This window comes from Citrobacter sp. RHBSTW-00986, from assembly GCF_013783065.1.
In the GTDB taxonomy this organism is placed as follows: domain Bacteria; phylum Pseudomonadota; class Gammaproteobacteria; order Enterobacterales; family Enterobacteriaceae; genus Citrobacter; species Citrobacter braakii.
This window is the reverse complement of record NZ_CP056200.1, coordinates 2,653,427-2,670,504: the sequence shown is the minus strand read 5'-3', so window position 1 is coordinate 2,670,504 and position 17,078 is coordinate 2,653,427. Positions and strand designations below refer to the sequence as shown.

Genomic DNA, 17,078 nt, shown 5'->3' with positions numbered 1-17,078 from the left:
ACCTAAATGTATTAATGGACAAGGTGTAGAGAATGAACAATAAAAACCTGCAACAACGTCGTCTGGATGCCACCCCGCGTGGCGTGGGTGTAATGTGTGATTTTTATGCCCAGTCAGCAGAAAACAGCACAATTACCGATATCGAAGGCAATCAGTACATCGATTTTGCCGCCGGGATTGCCGTGCTGAACACCGGACACCGTCATCCTCGCCTGGTGCAGGCAGTCGAAGCGCAACTGCAGGCTTTTACCCATACGGCTTATCAGATTGTCCCGTACGAAAGCTATGTGTCTTTGGCTGAGAAAATCAACGCCGTTGCGCCAATCGACGGCAAGCGCAAAACCACATTCTTCACCACCGGGGCTGAAGCGGTCGAAAATGCGGTGAAAATTGCGCGCGCACATACCGGCCGTCCTGGCGTTATTGCTTTTGGCGGCGGTTTTCATGGGCGTACCTACATGACGATGGCGTTAACCGGCAAGGTGGCGCCGTATAAAAAAGGGTTCGGCCCGTTCCCTGGCTCCGTTTACCACGCACCGTATCCTTGCGAGTTGCAGGGGATTTCTACGGCGGACTCCATCAAAGCGATTGAACGCCTGTTTAAAGCCGATATCGATCCCACTCAGGTCGCGGCGATTATTTTCGAGCCCGTCCAGGGTGAAGGGGGCTTCGTGGTGGCGCCGCCGGAGTTTGTGGCTGCCATCCGCCGTATTTGCGACGAGCATGGCATCGTGATGATCGCCGATGAGGTGCAAAGCGGGTTTGCCCGTACAGGCCAGTTATTTGCGATGGACCACTACGCTGACAAAGCTGACCTGATGACTATGGCAAAAAGCCTTGCAGGCGGCATGCCGCTATCTGGGGTCGTGGGCAAAGCTGAAATTATGGATGCGCCTGCGCCGGGTGGTCTGGGCGGAACCTACGCCGGAAACCCGCTGTCAATTGCGGCAGCTCATGCGGTGCTGGATATCATTCGTGATGAACAGCTGTGCCAGCGTGCGGCAGCTCTTGGCGAACAATTGCGCGCCACTCTGACTGACGCGCAAGCCGGGTGTCCTGAACTGGCCGAAGTGCGCGGCTTAGGCTCTATGATCGCCGCTGAATTCTGTGATGCAGCGACGGGAGAACCCAACGCAGCCGCCGCACAACGCGTGCAGAAGAAAGCCCTTGAGCAAGGATTACTGCTGCTGACCTGTGGTCAGTATGGCAACGTTATTCGTTTCCTTTATCCGCTGACGATCCCGCAGGATCAGTTCGTCAAAGCGCTCGATATCATTAAAGCGGCAACCAAATAATCCGTTAGTCCTAGTGTTACCCACAGCCGACGGTGGTCATCACCGTCGGCTTTTTTGTCGGCATAAATTGATCTTCCTCGTGTGTCGTGCGGTATTTATCGCGAATGGGTTGCCTGTCATATCGTTATATAATTTAATACACATCGTTTTTACTCCGCTATCCAGATGGTATCCCATGTTAACTTTCCGCTCTTTTGTGCTGGTATGCGCCAGCATGTTGTTTGCGTTTTCTGCCCAGGCCGACCGTACGATCACCGACCAGCTTGGTCGTCAGGTCACGATTCCGGACCACGTCGACAAAGTGGTCGTGCTGCAACACCAGACGCTGAATATTCTGGTCCAGCTTAATGCTCAGCAGGACATTATTGGCGTGATGTCGAGCTGGAAAAAACAGCTCGGGCCTGAGTTTGCGCGCTTTATGCCGACAATTGCCACATTGCCGACGCCGGGCGATCTCACCAGCGTGAATATTGAAAGCCTACTGGCGATTCATCCACAGGTGGTTTTTGTCGCCAACTATGCGCCAGCGGAGATGATCCAGCAGATTCAGAACGCCGGTATTCCGGTCGTGGCAATCTCATTGCGCAAGGATGCAGCCGGGCAACAGAATAAAATGAACCCGACCATGGCCGATGAAGAGCAGGTCTACAACGAAGGGTTAAAGCAGGGGATTCGCCTGATTGCGGACGTCGTGGGGCGCAAACCGCAAGCTGAGACGTTAATCGACTACGTTTTTGCGGCGCGGGCAAAATTCAATGCGCCGGTCGCAAAAATCCCGGATGCGCAAAAAGTCCGTATTTATATGGCTAACCCCGACCTGATGACTTACGGCTCCGGGAAGTACACGGGACTCATGATGCAGCACTCGGGCGGGCTAAACGTGGCGGCTGCCAGTGTGAAAGGCGCCCGTCAGGTTGCGCTGGAACAGGTATTGGCGTGGAACCCGCAGGTAATTTTTGTTCAGGATCGCTACCCGCAGGTGGTAACGGAGATCCAAAACGATCCTAACTGGCAGGGGATTGATGCGGTGAAAAATCATCGCGTCTGGTTGATGCCTGAGTACGCCAAAGCCTGGGGCTATCCGATGCCTGAAGCGTTAGCGATTGGTGAGCTGTGGATGGCCAAAAAACTGTACCCGGACGCCTATAAAGACGTGGATGTTGATGCGCAGGCGCAAGACTACTATCAGCGTTTTTATCGTGTGAACTGGCAGCCTGATGCAGTTAAGTAAGCGCATTTTACTCCAGCAACCACTCTTAATCGCGACGGTCCTGTTGCTGGGCCTTGGTTCGTTGTGCCTCGGACAATATCCGCTGTCGTTAAGCGAAGTCTTTTATCACCTGATGCACTATAGCGACGCTGAAGGGATTGCCGGTCAGGTTATCTGGACGGTCAGGCTACCGCGAATTCTGATGGCGCTGCTGGCGGGTGGGGCGTTGGGGTTATGTGGCGCGACGCTGCAAGGGGTATTTCATAATCCGCTGGTCGACCCGCATATTATTGGCGTGACGTCCGGGGCTGCTTTTGGCGGAACGCTGGCTATTCTGCTCGGCCTGTCGCCGTGGTTGATGATGGGTTCAACGTTTTTCTTCGGTCTGACGGCGCTGATCCTGGTGTATGCCATTGCTGCGCTGCAGGGGCTGGAGAATACGCTGGTGCTGATCCTGTCGGGTATCATTTTGAGTGGTTTTTTTGCCGCGCTGGTGAGCCTGATTCAGTATCAGGCTGATACCGAAGAAACGTTACCCAATATCGTGTTCTGGCTGCTCGGCAGCTTTGCGACGGCTAACTGGCATAAAGTTCTGCTGTTGGCGATTCCAGTCGGTATCGCTGCGACAGTTTTGTACCAGCTACGCTGGCGGATAAACCTGTTATCACTCAATGATAAAGATGCCCGTTCGCTAGGCGTCGCGGTAGTTCCTCTGCGACGCAGCGTTTTGCTGTGCTGCGCTTGTTTAGTCGCCGCTCAGGTAGCGGTCAGCGGCAGTATCGCCTGGGTTGGGTTGGTTATTCCGCATCTGGCGCGTTTGCTGGTGGGGGTTGATCATCGGCGTCTACTGCCGTGCGCCTTCTGGATGGGAGGCGGTTTTATGATTGTGGTGGATGATATTGCGCGTACCCTGATGCACGCGGAGATACCGCTTGGGATCATCACCGCATTATTCGGCGCGCCGCTGTTTGCTTTTTTACTCATCCGTTCCAGCCGCCGGGGGACATCATGAAACCTGCCGCATTGCGTGTAAATACGCTTACCTATGGGTATCGCGCGCCGCTATTTGAGCCGCTTACATTCAGTTGCCAGAAAGGTGAGATCTGGGCTGTGCTGGGACGTAACGGCCTGGGTAAAAGTACGCTGCTCGATACGCTAACCGGCACGCTACCAGCTTTGGACGGCAGCATTGAAATTGACGGCGGGATAGGGATTGTGGCGCAGCATTGCCACCTGCCATTTCCTTATACGGTGAGCGACGTGGTGCTGATGGGGCGGGCACAGCACGTGAAGCTTTTTGCGCAACCCAGCCAGCAGGATCAACAAAGAGCGACCCAGGCGCTGGAGCAGTTAAATATTGCCCAGCTTGCTTCCCACTCGTTTAGCTCACTTTCCGGGGGGCAACAGCAACTGGTGATGATAGCCCGGGCGCTGGTGACGGAGTGTCAAACGCTGCTGCTTGATGAGCCGTGCTCCGCGCTGGATCTCGCCAATCAGCAGGTGGTGCTTCAGCTCATCAGCGATCTGGCCCATCTACAGGGATGCAGCATTCTTTTTTCGACCCACGATCCGCTGCATGCGTTACAAATAGCCACCCATACTTTGCTGCTGCTCCCCGAAGGAAAATGGCGGGCAGGGCCAACGGACAGCATTGTGACGGAAGAGAATCTGTTCCTGGCCTATGGCTTACCGCTGCGAAAACTCAGTGTAGAGAACCACCCGACGCCGTTTATCGCACCGCTGTTTACTATTCGTCGTTAAGAGGTAAGAACCCGGCGGCGGTAAGAAACGCCTGACCGCCGTTGGAGAGCATGAATTTAACCAGCGCCATCACCTCGTTGGATGCGTCGAGCACCGCCAGTTGGTATTCGCAGCGAATATTGTGCTCATCAGGGATAGCTACATAATGCACGTCGGGTTGGGCGCGCAGCGTATTCGCGTAATGCGCGTAGCCGATAAACAGATCGGCCAGTCCCTGGCGAAGGATCCAGGCGCTCGCCAGTTCTCCAGACGGTATTTTCACCGTATCACGTCCACCAACCAGCGGGATGGCGCGCGCCCGAAGCTGTTGTCCGAGTTCTGGCTCCAGTACATCCATATTGTCGAAAAATGCCCAGGTATAGTCTCCGGAAGGATCGCAGCCGGGCGTGGATGTACCTATTCGTAGCGTTGGGTCGCGGAGCAAATCCAGCCAGGCGCCGTTTCGGTTGCTGACCAGACTCAGTTGATTCCAGCTAAAGGTCTGCGTGAGGACAGCTTTTTGCAAAGCCAGCAGGCGTTGCGGGTGCTCCCGATTGGCTGAGGCAAAGAGCGCACACGGTTCACCGGCTTCAATACGCTCGCGTAATAAACCGGCCGGACCATATTCCACTTTCACGTCTATTCCACTATGGCGCGAGAACTGGCTTATTAAAGGGGCAAATGCCAGGCGTAAACTGCCCGCGGCAAACAGAATAATGGAAGAGGGCATGGTATCCGATCTCTGGCGAAAAAGGGTTTGCGAAGAGGATAAATGATACGCGCTGAGCATAGAGTTTAGAAGGCTTTGGCGCATCGCTTTGTGCCAGCATCATACGGAGTAATGATCAAACTTAAGGCTACGAACAGGGGAATAAAAAGAAATTATGAGGTGTAACGAAGGGAAATAGCACCAAATCATAGAAATAATTTGGTGCGTCCGAGTGGACTCGAACCACCGACCCCCACCATGTCAAGGTGGTGCTCTAACCAACTGAGCTACGGACGCAAGATGGTGCGTTCAATTGGACTCGAACCAACGACCCCCACCATGTCAAGGTGGTGCTCTAACCAACTGAGCTATGAACGCAACGTTGTAGGTGACAACGGGGACGAATATTAGCGGCACAGACCGAATGAGGCAAGAGGGAAATAGCATTTTTCTTCCTGAACTCACGCGATTGCAGAGTAATTAAGCAAGTTGATTATATTTTGTTGATTTTGCAGCGTGTTTTTTATTCAGACAGTGAGCAGGGGCATAATGGGGACGGTTTGAATGACAGGTGCGCTCAGACTTTAAGCGCAGCAAGGATCGCGGTTTCTATTTTCTCAGGGGTAGTGAACGGCGCAAAACGCTTGAGCGGTTTGCCGTCACGTCCGATCAGGAACTTAGTGAAATTCCACTTAATACGCCCACCCAGCACGCCGGGTAATTCGTTTTTCAGGTAACGAAACACCGGATGCGTAGCCGCACCGTTGACTTCCACTTTCTCAAATATCGGGAAGCTCACACCGTAGTTGATGTGACAGGTTTGCGAGATGTCGTCGGCCCCGCCAGGCTCCTGATTACCGAACTGGTTGCAGGGGAAACCAAGCACCACCAGACCCTGCGCGGCGTACTTCTTGTAAAGCGCTTCGAGGCCTGCATATTGCGGCGTGAAGCCACAATGGCTGGCAGTATTGACCACCAGAACCAGTTTGCCAGCATAGTCGGCCATAAAGACGGGCTCACCATGCAGACGGGTGGCTGTAAGTTGATAAAAGGTGATCATGCCGGAATCCTCAAATAAGATCGCATTACTCATTTTATTATGGTCGCAACTGTCTGATTAATAAACTGACCGTTAAAGTGATGCCGATTTATTATTTTGTCGGGTTATCGCTAATTTTTTTAAACGCGTCACCCCAGCAGCATCGTTAGGTGACGACTAAAAATGGGGGACGTGACGTTGTGGGCGATTGTCACTGGGACAAACACGTAACAGATATAAAAAAATCCACGCCTGGCGTGGATTTAGAGAGAGTGTGAGAGCAGGGGATTAACGTTCGTGCCTTGCCATTAGCAGTGCCAGGTCGACGAGGCGATTAGAGAATCCCCATTCGTTGTCGTACCACGCCAGAATTTTGACCATATTGCCGCCAATCACCAGCGTTGACAGGCCGTCGATGATGGATGAGCGCGGGTCACCCTGGTAATCGCTTGAGACAAGCGGTTCATCGCTGTAGCCGAGGATCCCTTTCAGTGGCCCTGTCGCGGCGGCGTCACGAAACGCATTATTGACCTCCTCTGCTGTAACATCCCGCTCAAGCGTTACGGTCAGGTCGACAATGGAGACCACCGGAACCGGTACGCGCAGCGAGTAACCGGTTAAGCGACCATCCAGCTCCGGGATGACTTTGCCAAGCGCCTTCGCGGCACCGCTGGAGTAGGGCACAATCGACAATGCAGCGGCGCGGGCACCACGAAGATCTTTTTCCGGCTGGTCGTGCAGCGCCTGGCTGTTGGTATAGGCGTGGGTGGTATTCATCAAACCATGCTTAATGCCGAAATGTTGGTGCAAAACCTGTGCGGCAGGTGCCAGACCGTTAGTGGTGCAGCTACCGTTGCTGACGACAAAGTGTTTATCCGCAGAGTAGAGGTGATCGTTAACGCCCATCACGATGGTTAAATCATCGTTCTTACCAGGGGCGGAGATAATCACTCGTTTTGCGCCACCGCTGTGGATATGCACCGCCGCCTTGTCACGTTCAGTGAAGAAGCCGGTTGCTTCAATGACAATATCGACTTCACGCTGACGCCATGGGATGTTGGCTGGGTCGCGTTCGCTGAACACGGTGATGGATTTACCGTTAACCACCAACAGCCCCTCACCGGCGGTGACGTCGGCGTCGAGTTTACCGAGCAGCGAGTCGTATTTCAGCAGATGCGCCAGCGTTTTACTGTCTGTCAGATCGTTGATTGCCACGATCTGGATCTCCGGGTTACCCAGTGCAGCACGCAGTACGTTACGTCCGATACGGCCAAAACCGTTAATACCGACCTTTACCATGATGAACTCCTTATCTGTTGTCACTGGAGTAAATTTAGGCCGGTCACGGATTGGCGTAAATGACAAATAAGGATCACTTTACGCCATTTTACGACAATGAAAGCGTTGGCGATATTCACCAGGCGTCAGGTGAAGCTGTTTTTCAAACAGCCGTCGTAGGTTAATGCTGCTGCCAAATCCTGTTTGTTCGGCGATACGCTCCAGCGTCTCGTTGGTCTGCTCCAGACGCTGTCGTGCAGCGGCCAGACGGGCTTCGGCCACGTAGCGTGCCGGTGATGCGCCCGTTTCCCGGGTAAACACGCGGGTGAAATTACGTGGGCTCATGGCGACTTTTCCCGCCAGTTTATCCACACTGAGATCGGCGGTCAGGTTCTCAAGCAGCCAGGCGAGCAGATCGTTAATCGGGCCCAGGGTACTGGTCTGCTGAAGGTTGTAGCGGCTAAACTGGAGTTGTCCCCCGGGACGGCGCAGGTACATGACGAAATCCTGAGCGACGTCGCGCGCCAGACTGAAGCCGTAATCCTCTTCAACTAACGCTAACGTCAGGTCAAAGCCGGAACTGACGCCACCTGATGTCCAGATATGTTCGTCCTGAATATAGAGCGGACCGCTTTCGACGCGCACCTTAGGGAATTCTGCCTGCATGGTTTCCAGTAGCTTCCAGTGGGTGGTGGCTCGTCTGCCGTCCAGCAGCCCGGTTTCTGCCAGCAGCATCGCGCCGCCGCAAATGGATGCAATGCGGCGGGCGTGGGGAGCGGCAAGGCGTAGCCAGTCAACCACTGCAATCCCTTCCTGCGGGTTTTGACCTCTGCCAGTGATGATGATGGTATCGAGAGGTTCGCGAGGATCTATCTCATGTAGGCGATGATCTGCCAGTAGATTTAGGCCGGACTGACCATGGATCACCTGATGCGGTTGCGTTGTCGCTAACTGAACCTGGTAACACGTCTCCGTAGCGCCTTTGGGATGCAGGCGGTTGGCCTGCATCAGAATGTCGGCAATACCGGCGGACTCAAACAGCATACCGCCATCGGGAACAATAATGAGTATCTTCTTCATGTCCTGAAAAGTAATCTTTTTACACAATAAGTCAATATTACATACTCAATTGGAAAAAGCCTTACCCGTGGCGTAGCGACATTACCGCCACGGGCCGATGGTTTGATGTTGACTCAACGGCGTTGCCTGAGCATCTCCCTTGATTAAGAATAGCGTTGCATTGACCCATTAAACTCACCACGAGGGGCTGACGCTCTGCTACACCAAAAATGGTATTGTTCTACAAGTCACTCTCCTGACGAGGTCTTATGAAAATCAGAAGGTTTAGTAATGGAGATGAAATTTCGTTATTCAGCGTCTTTTTATCTTCTGTACATACCCTCGCATCACATTACTACACACAGGAACAAATAGATGCGTGGGCCCCAACGGATATCGACCCGGAACAATGGGCCAATCATATGAAGGAATTACGCCCCTTTGTTGTTGAAGTGGATGGTGAAATAGCTGGATATGCAGATGTTCAGCCAAATGGGTACATTGACCATTTCTTTGTCTCGGGAACCTACCCGAGACAGGGAGTAGGGACACTACTGATGAATCGCATTCATGAAGAAGCCAGACAACGTGGAATTGGCGAACTGACTTCAAATGTCAGTAAGGCTGCGGAGGCGTTCTTTCTACGACACGGTTTTCATGTTGTGGAACGTGGGTTTCCTGCCTGTCGCGGAGTGACATTACAAAATGCACTGATGCGAAAATATTTGGTGAAAAAATAGAAGATAACTGGGCTAAAGGTCCGCGATCAGCGAGGGCGGACACTCGGCTCTCTGCCGTATGCCATGACAGAGAGCACGCCAGAAATGAATGGATAGTTCTAGTTTGCTTTGCTGTTTTGACGGGATGTGACAATCGTCATTGCTGCCGCCGCCAGAAGTAAGAAACCACTCAAGCCAAAAGTACTGCGCCATCCCAGAGTGTCGAATACCAACCCACCTGCCGTTGAACCCAGGGCAATTGATAGCTGGATCACCGCAACCATTAAGCCACCACCCGCCTCTGCATCTTCGGGTAGTGCCCGCGCTATCCATGTCCACCATCCCGTTGGCGCAGCCGTTGCTAGTAGTCCCCACAGGCTGAGCAATACGGCAACAGCCCAGATGCTGTGTCCAACCAGTAGTAACGCCCCGGCAGTTGCTGCCATAAGCAGGGGGATCATGATTAAAGTCTGATAAAAACTTGTGTTCAGGAATATTGATACGGCCAGTGTGCCGACAAAACCCGCCACGCCTATTGCGAGCAAAATCAGAGAGAGACCAGAAGGGCCTACGCGGGTTACGGTCTCAAGAAAGGGGCGCACGTAGGTAAATAAGGCAAATTGCCCCATGAAGAAGAATCCGCAGGCCAGAAGTCCCGCAGGGACAATGGTGATGCGGAACAGACGATGCATAGATCTCTGGGATTTTTGTTTTTTATCGCTTTCCATCGATGGCAGGCTGACCCACTGCCAGATGAACGCGGCTATAGCCAGGGGAACGAGGCATAAAAATGCCCCTCGCCAGCCCACGGTCGTCCCCAGATAGCTGCCAAGCGGTGCCGCTACAACGGTAGCCAGCGCGTTCCCACCGTTAAAAATCGCCAGCGCGCGGGGAACCTGATGCTGCGGAACGAGCCGAATGGCGGTTGCAGCAGACATGGACCAGAATCCACCAATGACCACCCCAAGCAGGGCTCTCCCCAGGATATAAACCGGATAGCTGGGTGCTAGGGCGACGACTATCCCCGATATGGCCATTAAAACCGTCAGCCCCTGCAGGAGATGTTTTCGGTTCAGATCTCCGGCAATATGGGAGATAGTCAGGCTGGTAATGACCGCCAGCGCGCCAGAGATTGCAATTCCCTGGCCAGCCAGCCCTTCGGTAATGTGTAAATCACTGGCAATAAGCGTAAGCAGGCTGACCGGCATAAACTCGGAAGCGATCAGCACAAACACGCACAGCGTCATGGCAAACACGCCCCCCCAATGCGCATGCTTTTTTTCGTAATGCGGTTTTAGTCTTACTGTGGACATTATCAGATCTCTTAATATCGAATCGGCCAGGTTCAGGCGCAGTCCGGACAGACGTCATTCAGGAAATCACGTCAAAACATGGATGAAAATGATGTGCAGGCGTTTTACAGCCGCCTGCAAATATCAGGCGGCTTGGGGCGGTTATCTTAGGGTGGTATTGAAAAACTGCTCAAATTTAGCAAACGGAATCTTACCCGCAACGTTGTCGTACAGATCAACATGATTTGCCCCCGGGACAATCACCAGCTCTTTCTCATTGCTGCCGATCGTCCTAAAGGCATCTTCAGCAAAATAGCGTGAATGGGCTTTTTCGCCGGTCACGATAAGCGTGGGGATAGTGACTTCATTGGCGTAGCTCAGCAGCGGCATATTCATAAATGACAGCGGCATCGTCGCATTCCAGGCCCCGGTTGAGTTGACCGAACGCGCATGGAAACCACGCGGCATGCGATAATAATCAAAGAATTCTTTCAGAACCGGATTAGGATTTGCGGGTAACGTTTCTGGCAGAATACGTTTCGACGTACTGACGTCCCCCTTTTCATCAACATAAATGTCATGCCCGCCGGGCGCGAAAGCTCCGTTCTTCGCATCTTCCCAGCGCTGTGCGTTCAGATACTGTAATACGGCGCGACGATCCGCAGTGGTATAACGGTCTTTACCATCACCTACGCCATGCCCCATCGCACGGCTCATGTCATACATCACGCTGGTCGCCACCGCTTTCACGCGGGTATCCATCGCGGCGTCGTTTAAGGCCATCCCGCCCCATCCGCAGATACCCAGTAATCCGATACGATTTCGATCAACCTCATTTTGCAGGCCAAGGAAATCAACAGCCGCGCTGAAATCCTCGGTGTTGATATCCGGAGAGGCAACGTTACGCGGATAGCCACCGCTTTCCCCCGTATATGAAGGGTCAAAAGCCAGGGTAACAAATCCCTGCTCAGCCAACGTCTGCGCATACAGACCGCTGGACTGCTCTTTCACCGCGCCGAAAGGCCCGCTGATGGCAATGGCCGCCAGTTTGCGCTCGCCGCGATCCTTTGGAATGTAGAGATCACCGACCAGGGTGATCCCGAAGCGGTTCTGAAAGGTCACTTTACGGTGATTAACTTTCGTACTTTTAGCGAAGGTTTTATCCCATGTCTCGACCAGTGAAACTGGCGCGTTCGGATTGGTTGTATTGGCATAACTCATCGTTGTAACTCCACTTAATGATGCGCAGAGCAGCATGGCTGGTATCGCGGCTGTCAGTTTTTTGGTGAAGGCAGTCATCAAAATCCCCTCATAAAACGTGATAGATACAGGTTTCATACGGACAACACTGCTGTGCTTTGTTGCAATGCGAGCATTATAGTGAGCAGTAATAGTGCTTATTAGAGGGGTAAAATTGCTAGAATTAATACCATATTGTTCTAAATGGTGATGCGATAGCGAGGGAAACGTGATGGCGAAACGGGGAAACTATAATGATTTATACCTGTTCATGCAGGTGGTGCGGGAAGGGAGTTTTACCGCTGCGGCGCAACGACTCGGCCTGGCACAATCAGGTATAAGCCGTTCCGTACGCGAACTTGAAGAAAGACTGGGCGTTCAGCTTCTGGCTCGCACTACGCGTAGGCTATCGCTCACCCATGCCGGCGAACAGCTCTACCGGACCATTGAGTCAGGATTCGACGCTTTAGATATGGGGCTTGCCACGCTGGCCCATTATCGCCAGTCCCCGTCAGGTACGGTACGGATTAATGCCAGTCAGCACGCTATTGATAAACTGCTCCTGCCAAAGCTTGCGGTGTTTAAGCAACGCTATCCTGACATCCGGCTGGAACTCATCAGCGAAAGTCGGTTTGTCGATATTATTGCGGAAAGATTCGATGCCGGTGTACGTCTCGGACCGGAAGTTGGCGGTGGCATGATAGCGGTCCGTATTTCCCCCGATATGGAGATGGCCATTGTTGGTACGCCAGAACACTTTCGCCGCTATGGCTTTCCACAAGTCCCGGCAGATTTGGCGGTTCATCCCTGCATCGCTTATCAATTTGGCGATGGAAGCCTCTATACATGGGAGCTTCAACAGGATGGTAAAAAAATAACTCATCAGCCGCAGGGACAATGGGCTTTTGCTGACAGTTATATGGAAGCCAAAGCCGCCAGACTGGGGCTGGGGCTGGCTTATGTTCCAGAAGAATTGGTGTCCGATGATTTAGAAGAGGGTTCACTCATCAGAGTTTTACAACGTTACAGTCAACGCCTGGAAGGCTCATTTCTCTATTATCCGCACCGCAATGTGTCTCCCGCTCTGCGAGCAGTTATCGATACACTGAGAATTTATGAATGAAGGCCAGGCTGCACACGTGTCAGGGTAACGGGTCTGAGCGAGGAGCGGGCCTTATATACACATCCCCATTAACTTGAGTATGCTCCTCTGTGAATTTGTTTCGAAAATGATGTCGCTGATGTGTTTCATTCCCTGCTTTTTATAGAATTTTTGAGCACGTTCATTTTGTTCAAGAACCTCCAGCCATAAATATTTTTTCCCCTGACTTCGGGCAAGATCTATGACTTTATTCAACATTAGGTGACCGTAATGCTGATTCGTTTTGGTTGGGGCAAGGTAGAGTTTATTAAGTAAAACACCGCTGATGTCTGTATTCGGGATAGTTGCTTGCCATGTCAGCTTCACAAAACCAATCGGCTGCTCGATTTCAACTATATACCAGCTAATGTTTTTATCATTAATACTCTGCTCAATAACAGGAAGTGAATATTCACCCTCCAAATAATTATCAAATTCTGATTCTGACTTCCACATATGCTTAAAGTGCGCAGTATAGAAGCGGTAGCCAAGCTCATTTAGTAATCCCGAATCGGCTAATGTTGCTTGTCGTATGATTAAAGACATGGGATAGGCCCTTACTTTATGAGAGAAAAATGATTTTAAATTTGTAATATATACGGCCTGTTAAGTCTACATGTCCGTTGCGACTGTCTTACCCTCAAACTTTGAATACGCAATCTAAGGTCTGAAGTTGGTGGAGCTCGACCATTAAGTTATTTTTTATCGATGTTAGCTTCTGGCTCGAAGCAGACAGGCCAACTGATTGCCTGGTCTGCTTTGAGCGAAAATGAAAAGACATCTTCCGAACTTGCGGCTGTTCATTCAGGATTTTACAAACAAGCTCATTATTCCCACTGCCAGGGCGCTATAGAAAAACAACTGATACAGATTCGTCGGCACGTCTGTCCATTTTCTAACGATGCCCAGCGCGACCACGACCAGCGCAGCCGGGTAAATGGCGCAGAGCACGGGAACCGCCATTGCGGTGAGGGAATTCAGTCCCAGCACGGCAAGTGCTGCTGACACCATCAGGGAGAGCGTCACCAGCAGCCCATAAGACGCACCGGTCGTCTGGTTGAAATAGCGCGCCGTTCCGGTCGTCAGACCAATGGCCGTGACCAGACAGGCGAGGGTAATGATCGCCGCCAACAACACCCGGCCATAAACGCCAAAAACAGTCTCGACATAGGCGCTCATCACCTGCATACCGTTCGTTGCGCCCCGCACCGGGCTGTGGGACCCCATCGACAGATAGCAGATATAAATCACGGCCAGACCTGCAGCGGCAATAAAGGCTGCGGCGATGGAATGGGTGAAGATGCCCCGCGGATGGTGGATCCCGCGCTGCTTAAGCGTGTGGGTGATAATGGCGCCAAAGCACAGCGCACTGATCACATCCAGGGTCTGATAACCGTTGACGAACCCTGTATCGAACGCGCGAGTTTGATACGCGGTTGTGGCGGTCGTGAGCTCACCAATCGGATGTAACCAGGCACATATGCCGATAAAAATCAGGGCACTAATTTTAATGGGCGAAAGGAAGAAACCGACGATTTCCAGCAGTTTTCCGGGTTTAGCCAGCGTCGCGCCAGCAAGGCCAAAGAACGCGGCGGAAAATATAATCTTCTGCATCAGGGAACTAGCTGCGCCATCGGTGATGACCTCGTAGCTAATCGTCGCGGTGCGTGGCGTACCAAATAAAACCCCCAGCGTTAAAAAGCAAATGCCAATAAAAATCAGGCTCGGCCATTTGCCTAAGGGTTTCGTTAATTCCGCGATATCACCGCCATTAATGGCAAGGGAAATAATCGCCAGCGCCGGGAACAGAACCGCTGTGATGATAAAGCCAAAGCCTGCATTAAAGGCGTTTGCGCCCGCCTGCATGCCGACCAGCGGCGGGAATATAATATTGCCTGCACCCAAAAAAAGCGCAAGGGTCATCCCGCCAAGAGCCATTGTCTCTGGCAATGAAAGTCTGGTGTTTGCTGTCATTATTAACTCTTATTTTATATAAACATCATGCTTTGGAAGGCGTGGTCATTATATGCCTGGTCACCGTTCCGGTCATACATCGTTATTACAACTGGAATATTCCTTCGATGGTCATACGAGCGAAGCCATGCAATTCCACGCGCCCGTCATCCCGAACTACACAGCGCAACGCCCCTTTACGCTTCCCGCCTTGTTGAGCGGTCAGGACCTTTTTACCCGTACGCGCCGCCCAGAACGGGGCGAGGAAAGTGTGTGCCGACCCGGTGACGGGATCTTCGTTCACGCCGACCTGAGGGCCGAACCAACGGGACACAAAATCAAACTGGTTATCAGCGGCGGTCACGATCACGCCGCGGGTGTCGAATACCGCCAGCTTGTTGAAGTCAGGATTAAGCCCGTCGATGATGGTTTTGTCATCGACCAGTACAATCAGATCGTCCGATTTCCACACCCCGATAACACCGTCGGTAATGCCGAGGGCTGCCAGCAGCCCATCAGGAGTATCAATCTTTATGGCCCATTTAGCCGGGAAGTCCATGCAGAGTTCGTCCCCGTTCTTACTCACCGTCAACAGGCCGCTGCGGGTGTGGAAGCTGATAGTTTGTTGTTGGTAGCCAAGCTTGTTGAACAGCACCCAGGATGCAGCGAGAGTGGCATGACCGCACAAATCCACTTCAACCGCAGGCGTACACCAGCGCAGTTGATAACCCTCCTCGAACGGCACAAAAAACGCGGTTTCAGAAAGATTATTCTCCGTGGCGATGGCTTGCAGAACAGCGTCAGGCAGCCACTCAGTTAACGGACAAACGCCCGCCGGGTTGCCGCCAAAAGGTTGAGAGGTGAAAGCATCAACCTGATAAAAAGGAATTACTGTGGTGTCAGACTTTGTCATTTAATTTATCCAGATAGTTGTAAACGGTGTATCGGGTGACGCCCAGCGCTTTAGCAACATGATTAACGCTGCCTTTAATCTTGAAAAAGCCCTGAGCATGTATTTCAGAAATAACCCGTTTTCTGAAATCAATTTTATTTTCTGAACCCGTGGGTCTGAATTTCGAAATAACGTCATCCAGAGATTTATCCTGAATATCACCTAGCGGATTTTCCGGCGTTTCAGCCGCGGCGGCTGGATGGAGTAAATAGTCCAGGTCGCGTTTGAGTTTTGATACCACATCCATATCGACGTTAATGCAAAAAGCCACTAACGGCACGCCGTCCTTGCTGTAATAAATCGTTGATGCGCTATTCAACGTGGTGCCAGAGAGAGTGGTGGTGGTATATCCACTAAATACCTGACTGGGAACACGCTGCGAAGCATCCAGTAAACCTAAGAATCCCGTGTCATTTTCCGGGCCGGACAACAGTGCATCACCGACTTTCCTGCCGCTGACGTGTCCATTAATGATGTTTATCACGGACGATTCGGGGCGGGTAAGGTCATGCAGAACCGCTTCTGTGTTTAAGGGAAGCGTGGTTCTCAATGCCTCAAGCGAAGCCGTCAAAATAGTGATTAAACGTTCACGTTCGTCTTTCATTTTGCTCTCTCCATCAGACAACGGCCTGGACTTCTATTTCGACGTCTAAATCAAATGCAAGGTGGCTGGTGACGACGCTCCTTGCGGGGAAACCTTCCGGGAAGAACGCGCTGTAAGCAACATTGAATTCGCTAAAGTGCTCCATGCTGCTTAACCAAACCTGGACTTTCACAATGTGGTTCAGCGTCGTATGCGCCCGCGCCAGAGTTTCCCGGATGGCGTGCATGATATGCCGGGTCTGCTGGGTGACAGATCCATACAACGGTTCACCTTCGGGGCTCATGGCGACATGGCCTGAAAGAAAAACAAACCCGTTCACCTGCACGGCGTCTGAAAAGGGAAAAGGCTTGGTCGTGGGGTAGCGTACGATAGACATGTGTCAGATTTGCCCTAAAGAAAGTGTAGTAGCACGGTAGCATGACTTAATTTTAAATTAAACAAAATTATTATTTTAAACATTTGTTGATTTCGTGGCTTTCATGCCTCTCCACTAACAGAGCATCGACAGATACTTTGTTGACGGGATGGGACATGCTCTGAACCGCGTTTAAGTTCTGTAAGGACAAGCTCGTCTGTTTCTGGTACTGAACGGATAAGCTAACTGAGCGAATGTCCGTAGTGGGCGAGGAGCGGACATTGGACCTTCCAAACTTACAAGGTAATCTAATTTGCAAGGTTATGGCGGGATAAATGGACAGAATTGGCAGATTTTGCAGAAGTTATGCATCAAGGAATAATTTTCATGTGCCGTAGGCAATACCGCGCTTTGAGCCGGTTTTGAAATTCAGTTGTACTCTCGACCTTCAGTAAGTATTTCCGCTTCTAAGCCAAATGGAGACTTTAATTTA

At 51.9% G+C, this 17,078-nt stretch carries 17 protein-coding genes and 2 tRNA genes; 6 read left to right on the top strand and 13 right to left on the bottom strand.

Annotation, left to right across the window (positions count from 1 at the left end):
- The first annotated feature begins 32 nt into the window (after positions 1–32).
- The 4 genes from puuE (at position 33) to HV345_RS13090 (ending at position 4,266) form a co-directional block, all read left to right on the top strand.
- Complete coding sequence (gene puuE, locus HV345_RS13105) at positions 33–1,295, top strand: 4-aminobutyrate transaminase (protein ID WP_016156390.1); 1,263 nt, start codon at positions 33–35, stop codon at positions 1,293–1,295.
- Positions 1,296–1,470: 175 nt separating this feature from the next.
- Positions 1,471–2,526, top strand: a complete 1,056-nt coding sequence (locus HV345_RS13100) for an ABC transporter substrate-binding protein (RefSeq protein WP_181635658.1) — start codon at positions 1,471–1,473, stop codon at positions 2,524–2,526.
- Positions 2,513–3,517, top strand: coding sequence for an iron ABC transporter permease (locus HV345_RS13095; protein ID WP_101700849.1), 1,005 nt, complete (start codon positions 2,513–2,515; stop codon positions 3,515–3,517). The genes HV345_RS13100 and HV345_RS13095 overlap by 14 nt, the downstream gene beginning before the upstream one ends.
- Positions 3,514–4,266 (top strand): ABC transporter ATP-binding protein, encoded by a 753-nt coding sequence (locus HV345_RS13090; protein ID WP_181635657.1) that lies wholly within the window; start codon positions 3,514–3,516, stop codon positions 4,264–4,266. Before HV345_RS13095 ends, HV345_RS13090 begins: the two co-directional genes overlap by 4 nt.
- Here the strand turns inward: HV345_RS13090 and HV345_RS13085 are convergent.
- From HV345_RS13085 to HV345_RS13060, 6 genes are all read right to left on the bottom strand, one after another.
- Positions 4,253–4,975, bottom strand: a complete 723-nt coding sequence (locus HV345_RS13085; protein WP_181635656.1) for a substrate-binding domain-containing protein — start codon at positions 4,973–4,975, stop codon at positions 4,253–4,255. The two genes, HV345_RS13090 and HV345_RS13085, sit on opposite strands and share 14 nt — an antisense overlap.
- Before the next feature lie 199 nt (positions 4,976–5,174).
- Positions 5,175–5,251 (bottom strand) — tRNA-Val (locus HV345_RS13080).
- 4 nt (positions 5,252–5,255) lie between these two features.
- Positions 5,256–5,332, bottom strand: a tRNA-Val gene (locus HV345_RS13075).
- Positions 5,333–5,531: 199 nt separating this feature from the next.
- Positions 5,532–6,014 carry a glutathione peroxidase gene (locus HV345_RS13070; protein ID WP_181635655.1) on the bottom strand — a complete coding sequence of 161 codons (483 nt, stop codon included), beginning with the start codon at positions 6,012–6,014 and terminating at the stop codon, positions 5,532–5,534.
- A gap of 267 nt (positions 6,015–6,281) precedes the next feature.
- Entirely contained in the window at positions 6,282–7,292 is a 1,011-nt protein-coding gene (gap, locus tag HV345_RS13065; RefSeq protein WP_181545648.1) for a type I glyceraldehyde-3-phosphate dehydrogenase, read from the bottom strand.
- A gap of 78 nt (positions 7,293–7,370) precedes the next feature.
- Positions 7,371–8,351 carry a GlxA family transcriptional regulator gene (locus HV345_RS13060; RefSeq protein WP_181635654.1) on the bottom strand — a complete coding sequence of 327 codons (981 nt, stop codon included), beginning with the start codon at positions 8,349–8,351 and terminating at the stop codon, positions 7,371–7,373.
- Positions 8,352–8,599: 248 nt separating this feature from the next.
- On the opposite strand from HV345_RS13060, the gene HV345_RS13055 reads away from it, so the two are divergent.
- Positions 8,600–9,070, top strand: coding sequence for a GNAT family N-acetyltransferase (locus HV345_RS13055; RefSeq protein ID WP_019076706.1), 471 nt, complete (start codon positions 8,600–8,602; stop codon positions 9,068–9,070).
- Between the two features lie 98 nt (positions 9,071–9,168).
- On the opposite strand, the gene HV345_RS13050 is transcribed toward HV345_RS13055, so the two are convergent.
- Both HV345_RS13050 and HV345_RS13045 read right to left on the bottom strand, forming a co-directional pair.
- Positions 9,169–10,362, bottom strand: a complete 1,194-nt coding sequence (locus HV345_RS13050) for an MFS transporter (protein WP_181635653.1) — start codon at positions 10,360–10,362, stop codon at positions 9,169–9,171.
- Positions 10,363–10,503: 141 nt separating this feature from the next.
- Positions 10,504–11,640, bottom strand: coding sequence for an alpha/beta hydrolase (locus tag HV345_RS13045; protein WP_181635652.1), 1,137 nt, complete (start codon positions 11,638–11,640; stop codon positions 10,504–10,506).
- Positions 11,641–11,812: 172 nt separating this feature from the next.
- On the opposite strand from HV345_RS13045, the gene HV345_RS13040 reads away from it, so the two are divergent.
- Positions 11,813–12,703, top strand: a complete 891-nt coding sequence (locus HV345_RS13040; RefSeq protein ID WP_181635651.1) for a LysR family transcriptional regulator — start codon at positions 11,813–11,815, stop codon at positions 12,701–12,703.
- Between the two features lie 51 nt (positions 12,704–12,754).
- Here HV345_RS13040 and HV345_RS13035 read toward each other — a convergent pair whose 3' ends face one another.
- The 5 genes from HV345_RS13035 to HV345_RS13015 form a co-directional block, all read right to left on the bottom strand.
- Positions 12,755–13,267 carry a GNAT family N-acetyltransferase gene (locus tag HV345_RS13035; protein ID WP_181635650.1) on the bottom strand — a complete coding sequence of 171 codons (513 nt, stop codon included), beginning with the start codon at positions 13,265–13,267 and terminating at the stop codon, positions 12,755–12,757.
- A 258-nt stretch (positions 13,268–13,525) separates the two neighbouring features.
- On the bottom strand, positions 13,526–14,695 hold the full coding sequence (gene brnQ, locus HV345_RS13030) for a branched-chain amino acid transport system II carrier protein (protein ID WP_181635649.1): 1,170 nt from the start codon (positions 14,693–14,695) through the stop codon (positions 13,526–13,528).
- An 85-nt stretch (positions 14,696–14,780) separates the two neighbouring features.
- On the bottom strand, positions 14,781–15,587 hold the full coding sequence (locus tag HV345_RS13025) for a PhzF family phenazine biosynthesis protein (RefSeq protein WP_181635648.1): 807 nt from the start codon (positions 15,585–15,587) through the stop codon (positions 14,781–14,783).
- Positions 15,574–16,230, bottom strand: coding sequence for a transcriptional regulator (locus tag HV345_RS13020; protein ID WP_181545861.1), 657 nt, complete (start codon positions 16,228–16,230; stop codon positions 15,574–15,576). The genes HV345_RS13025 and HV345_RS13020 overlap by 14 nt, the downstream gene beginning before the upstream one ends.
- A 13-nt stretch (positions 16,231–16,243) precedes the next feature.
- The gene (locus HV345_RS13015; protein ID WP_032947028.1) at positions 16,244–16,606 is read right to left on the bottom strand and encodes a RidA family protein; all 363 of its coding nucleotides are present in this window, start codon (positions 16,604–16,606) and stop codon (positions 16,244–16,246) included.
- Positions 16,607–17,078 lie beyond the last annotated feature (472 nt).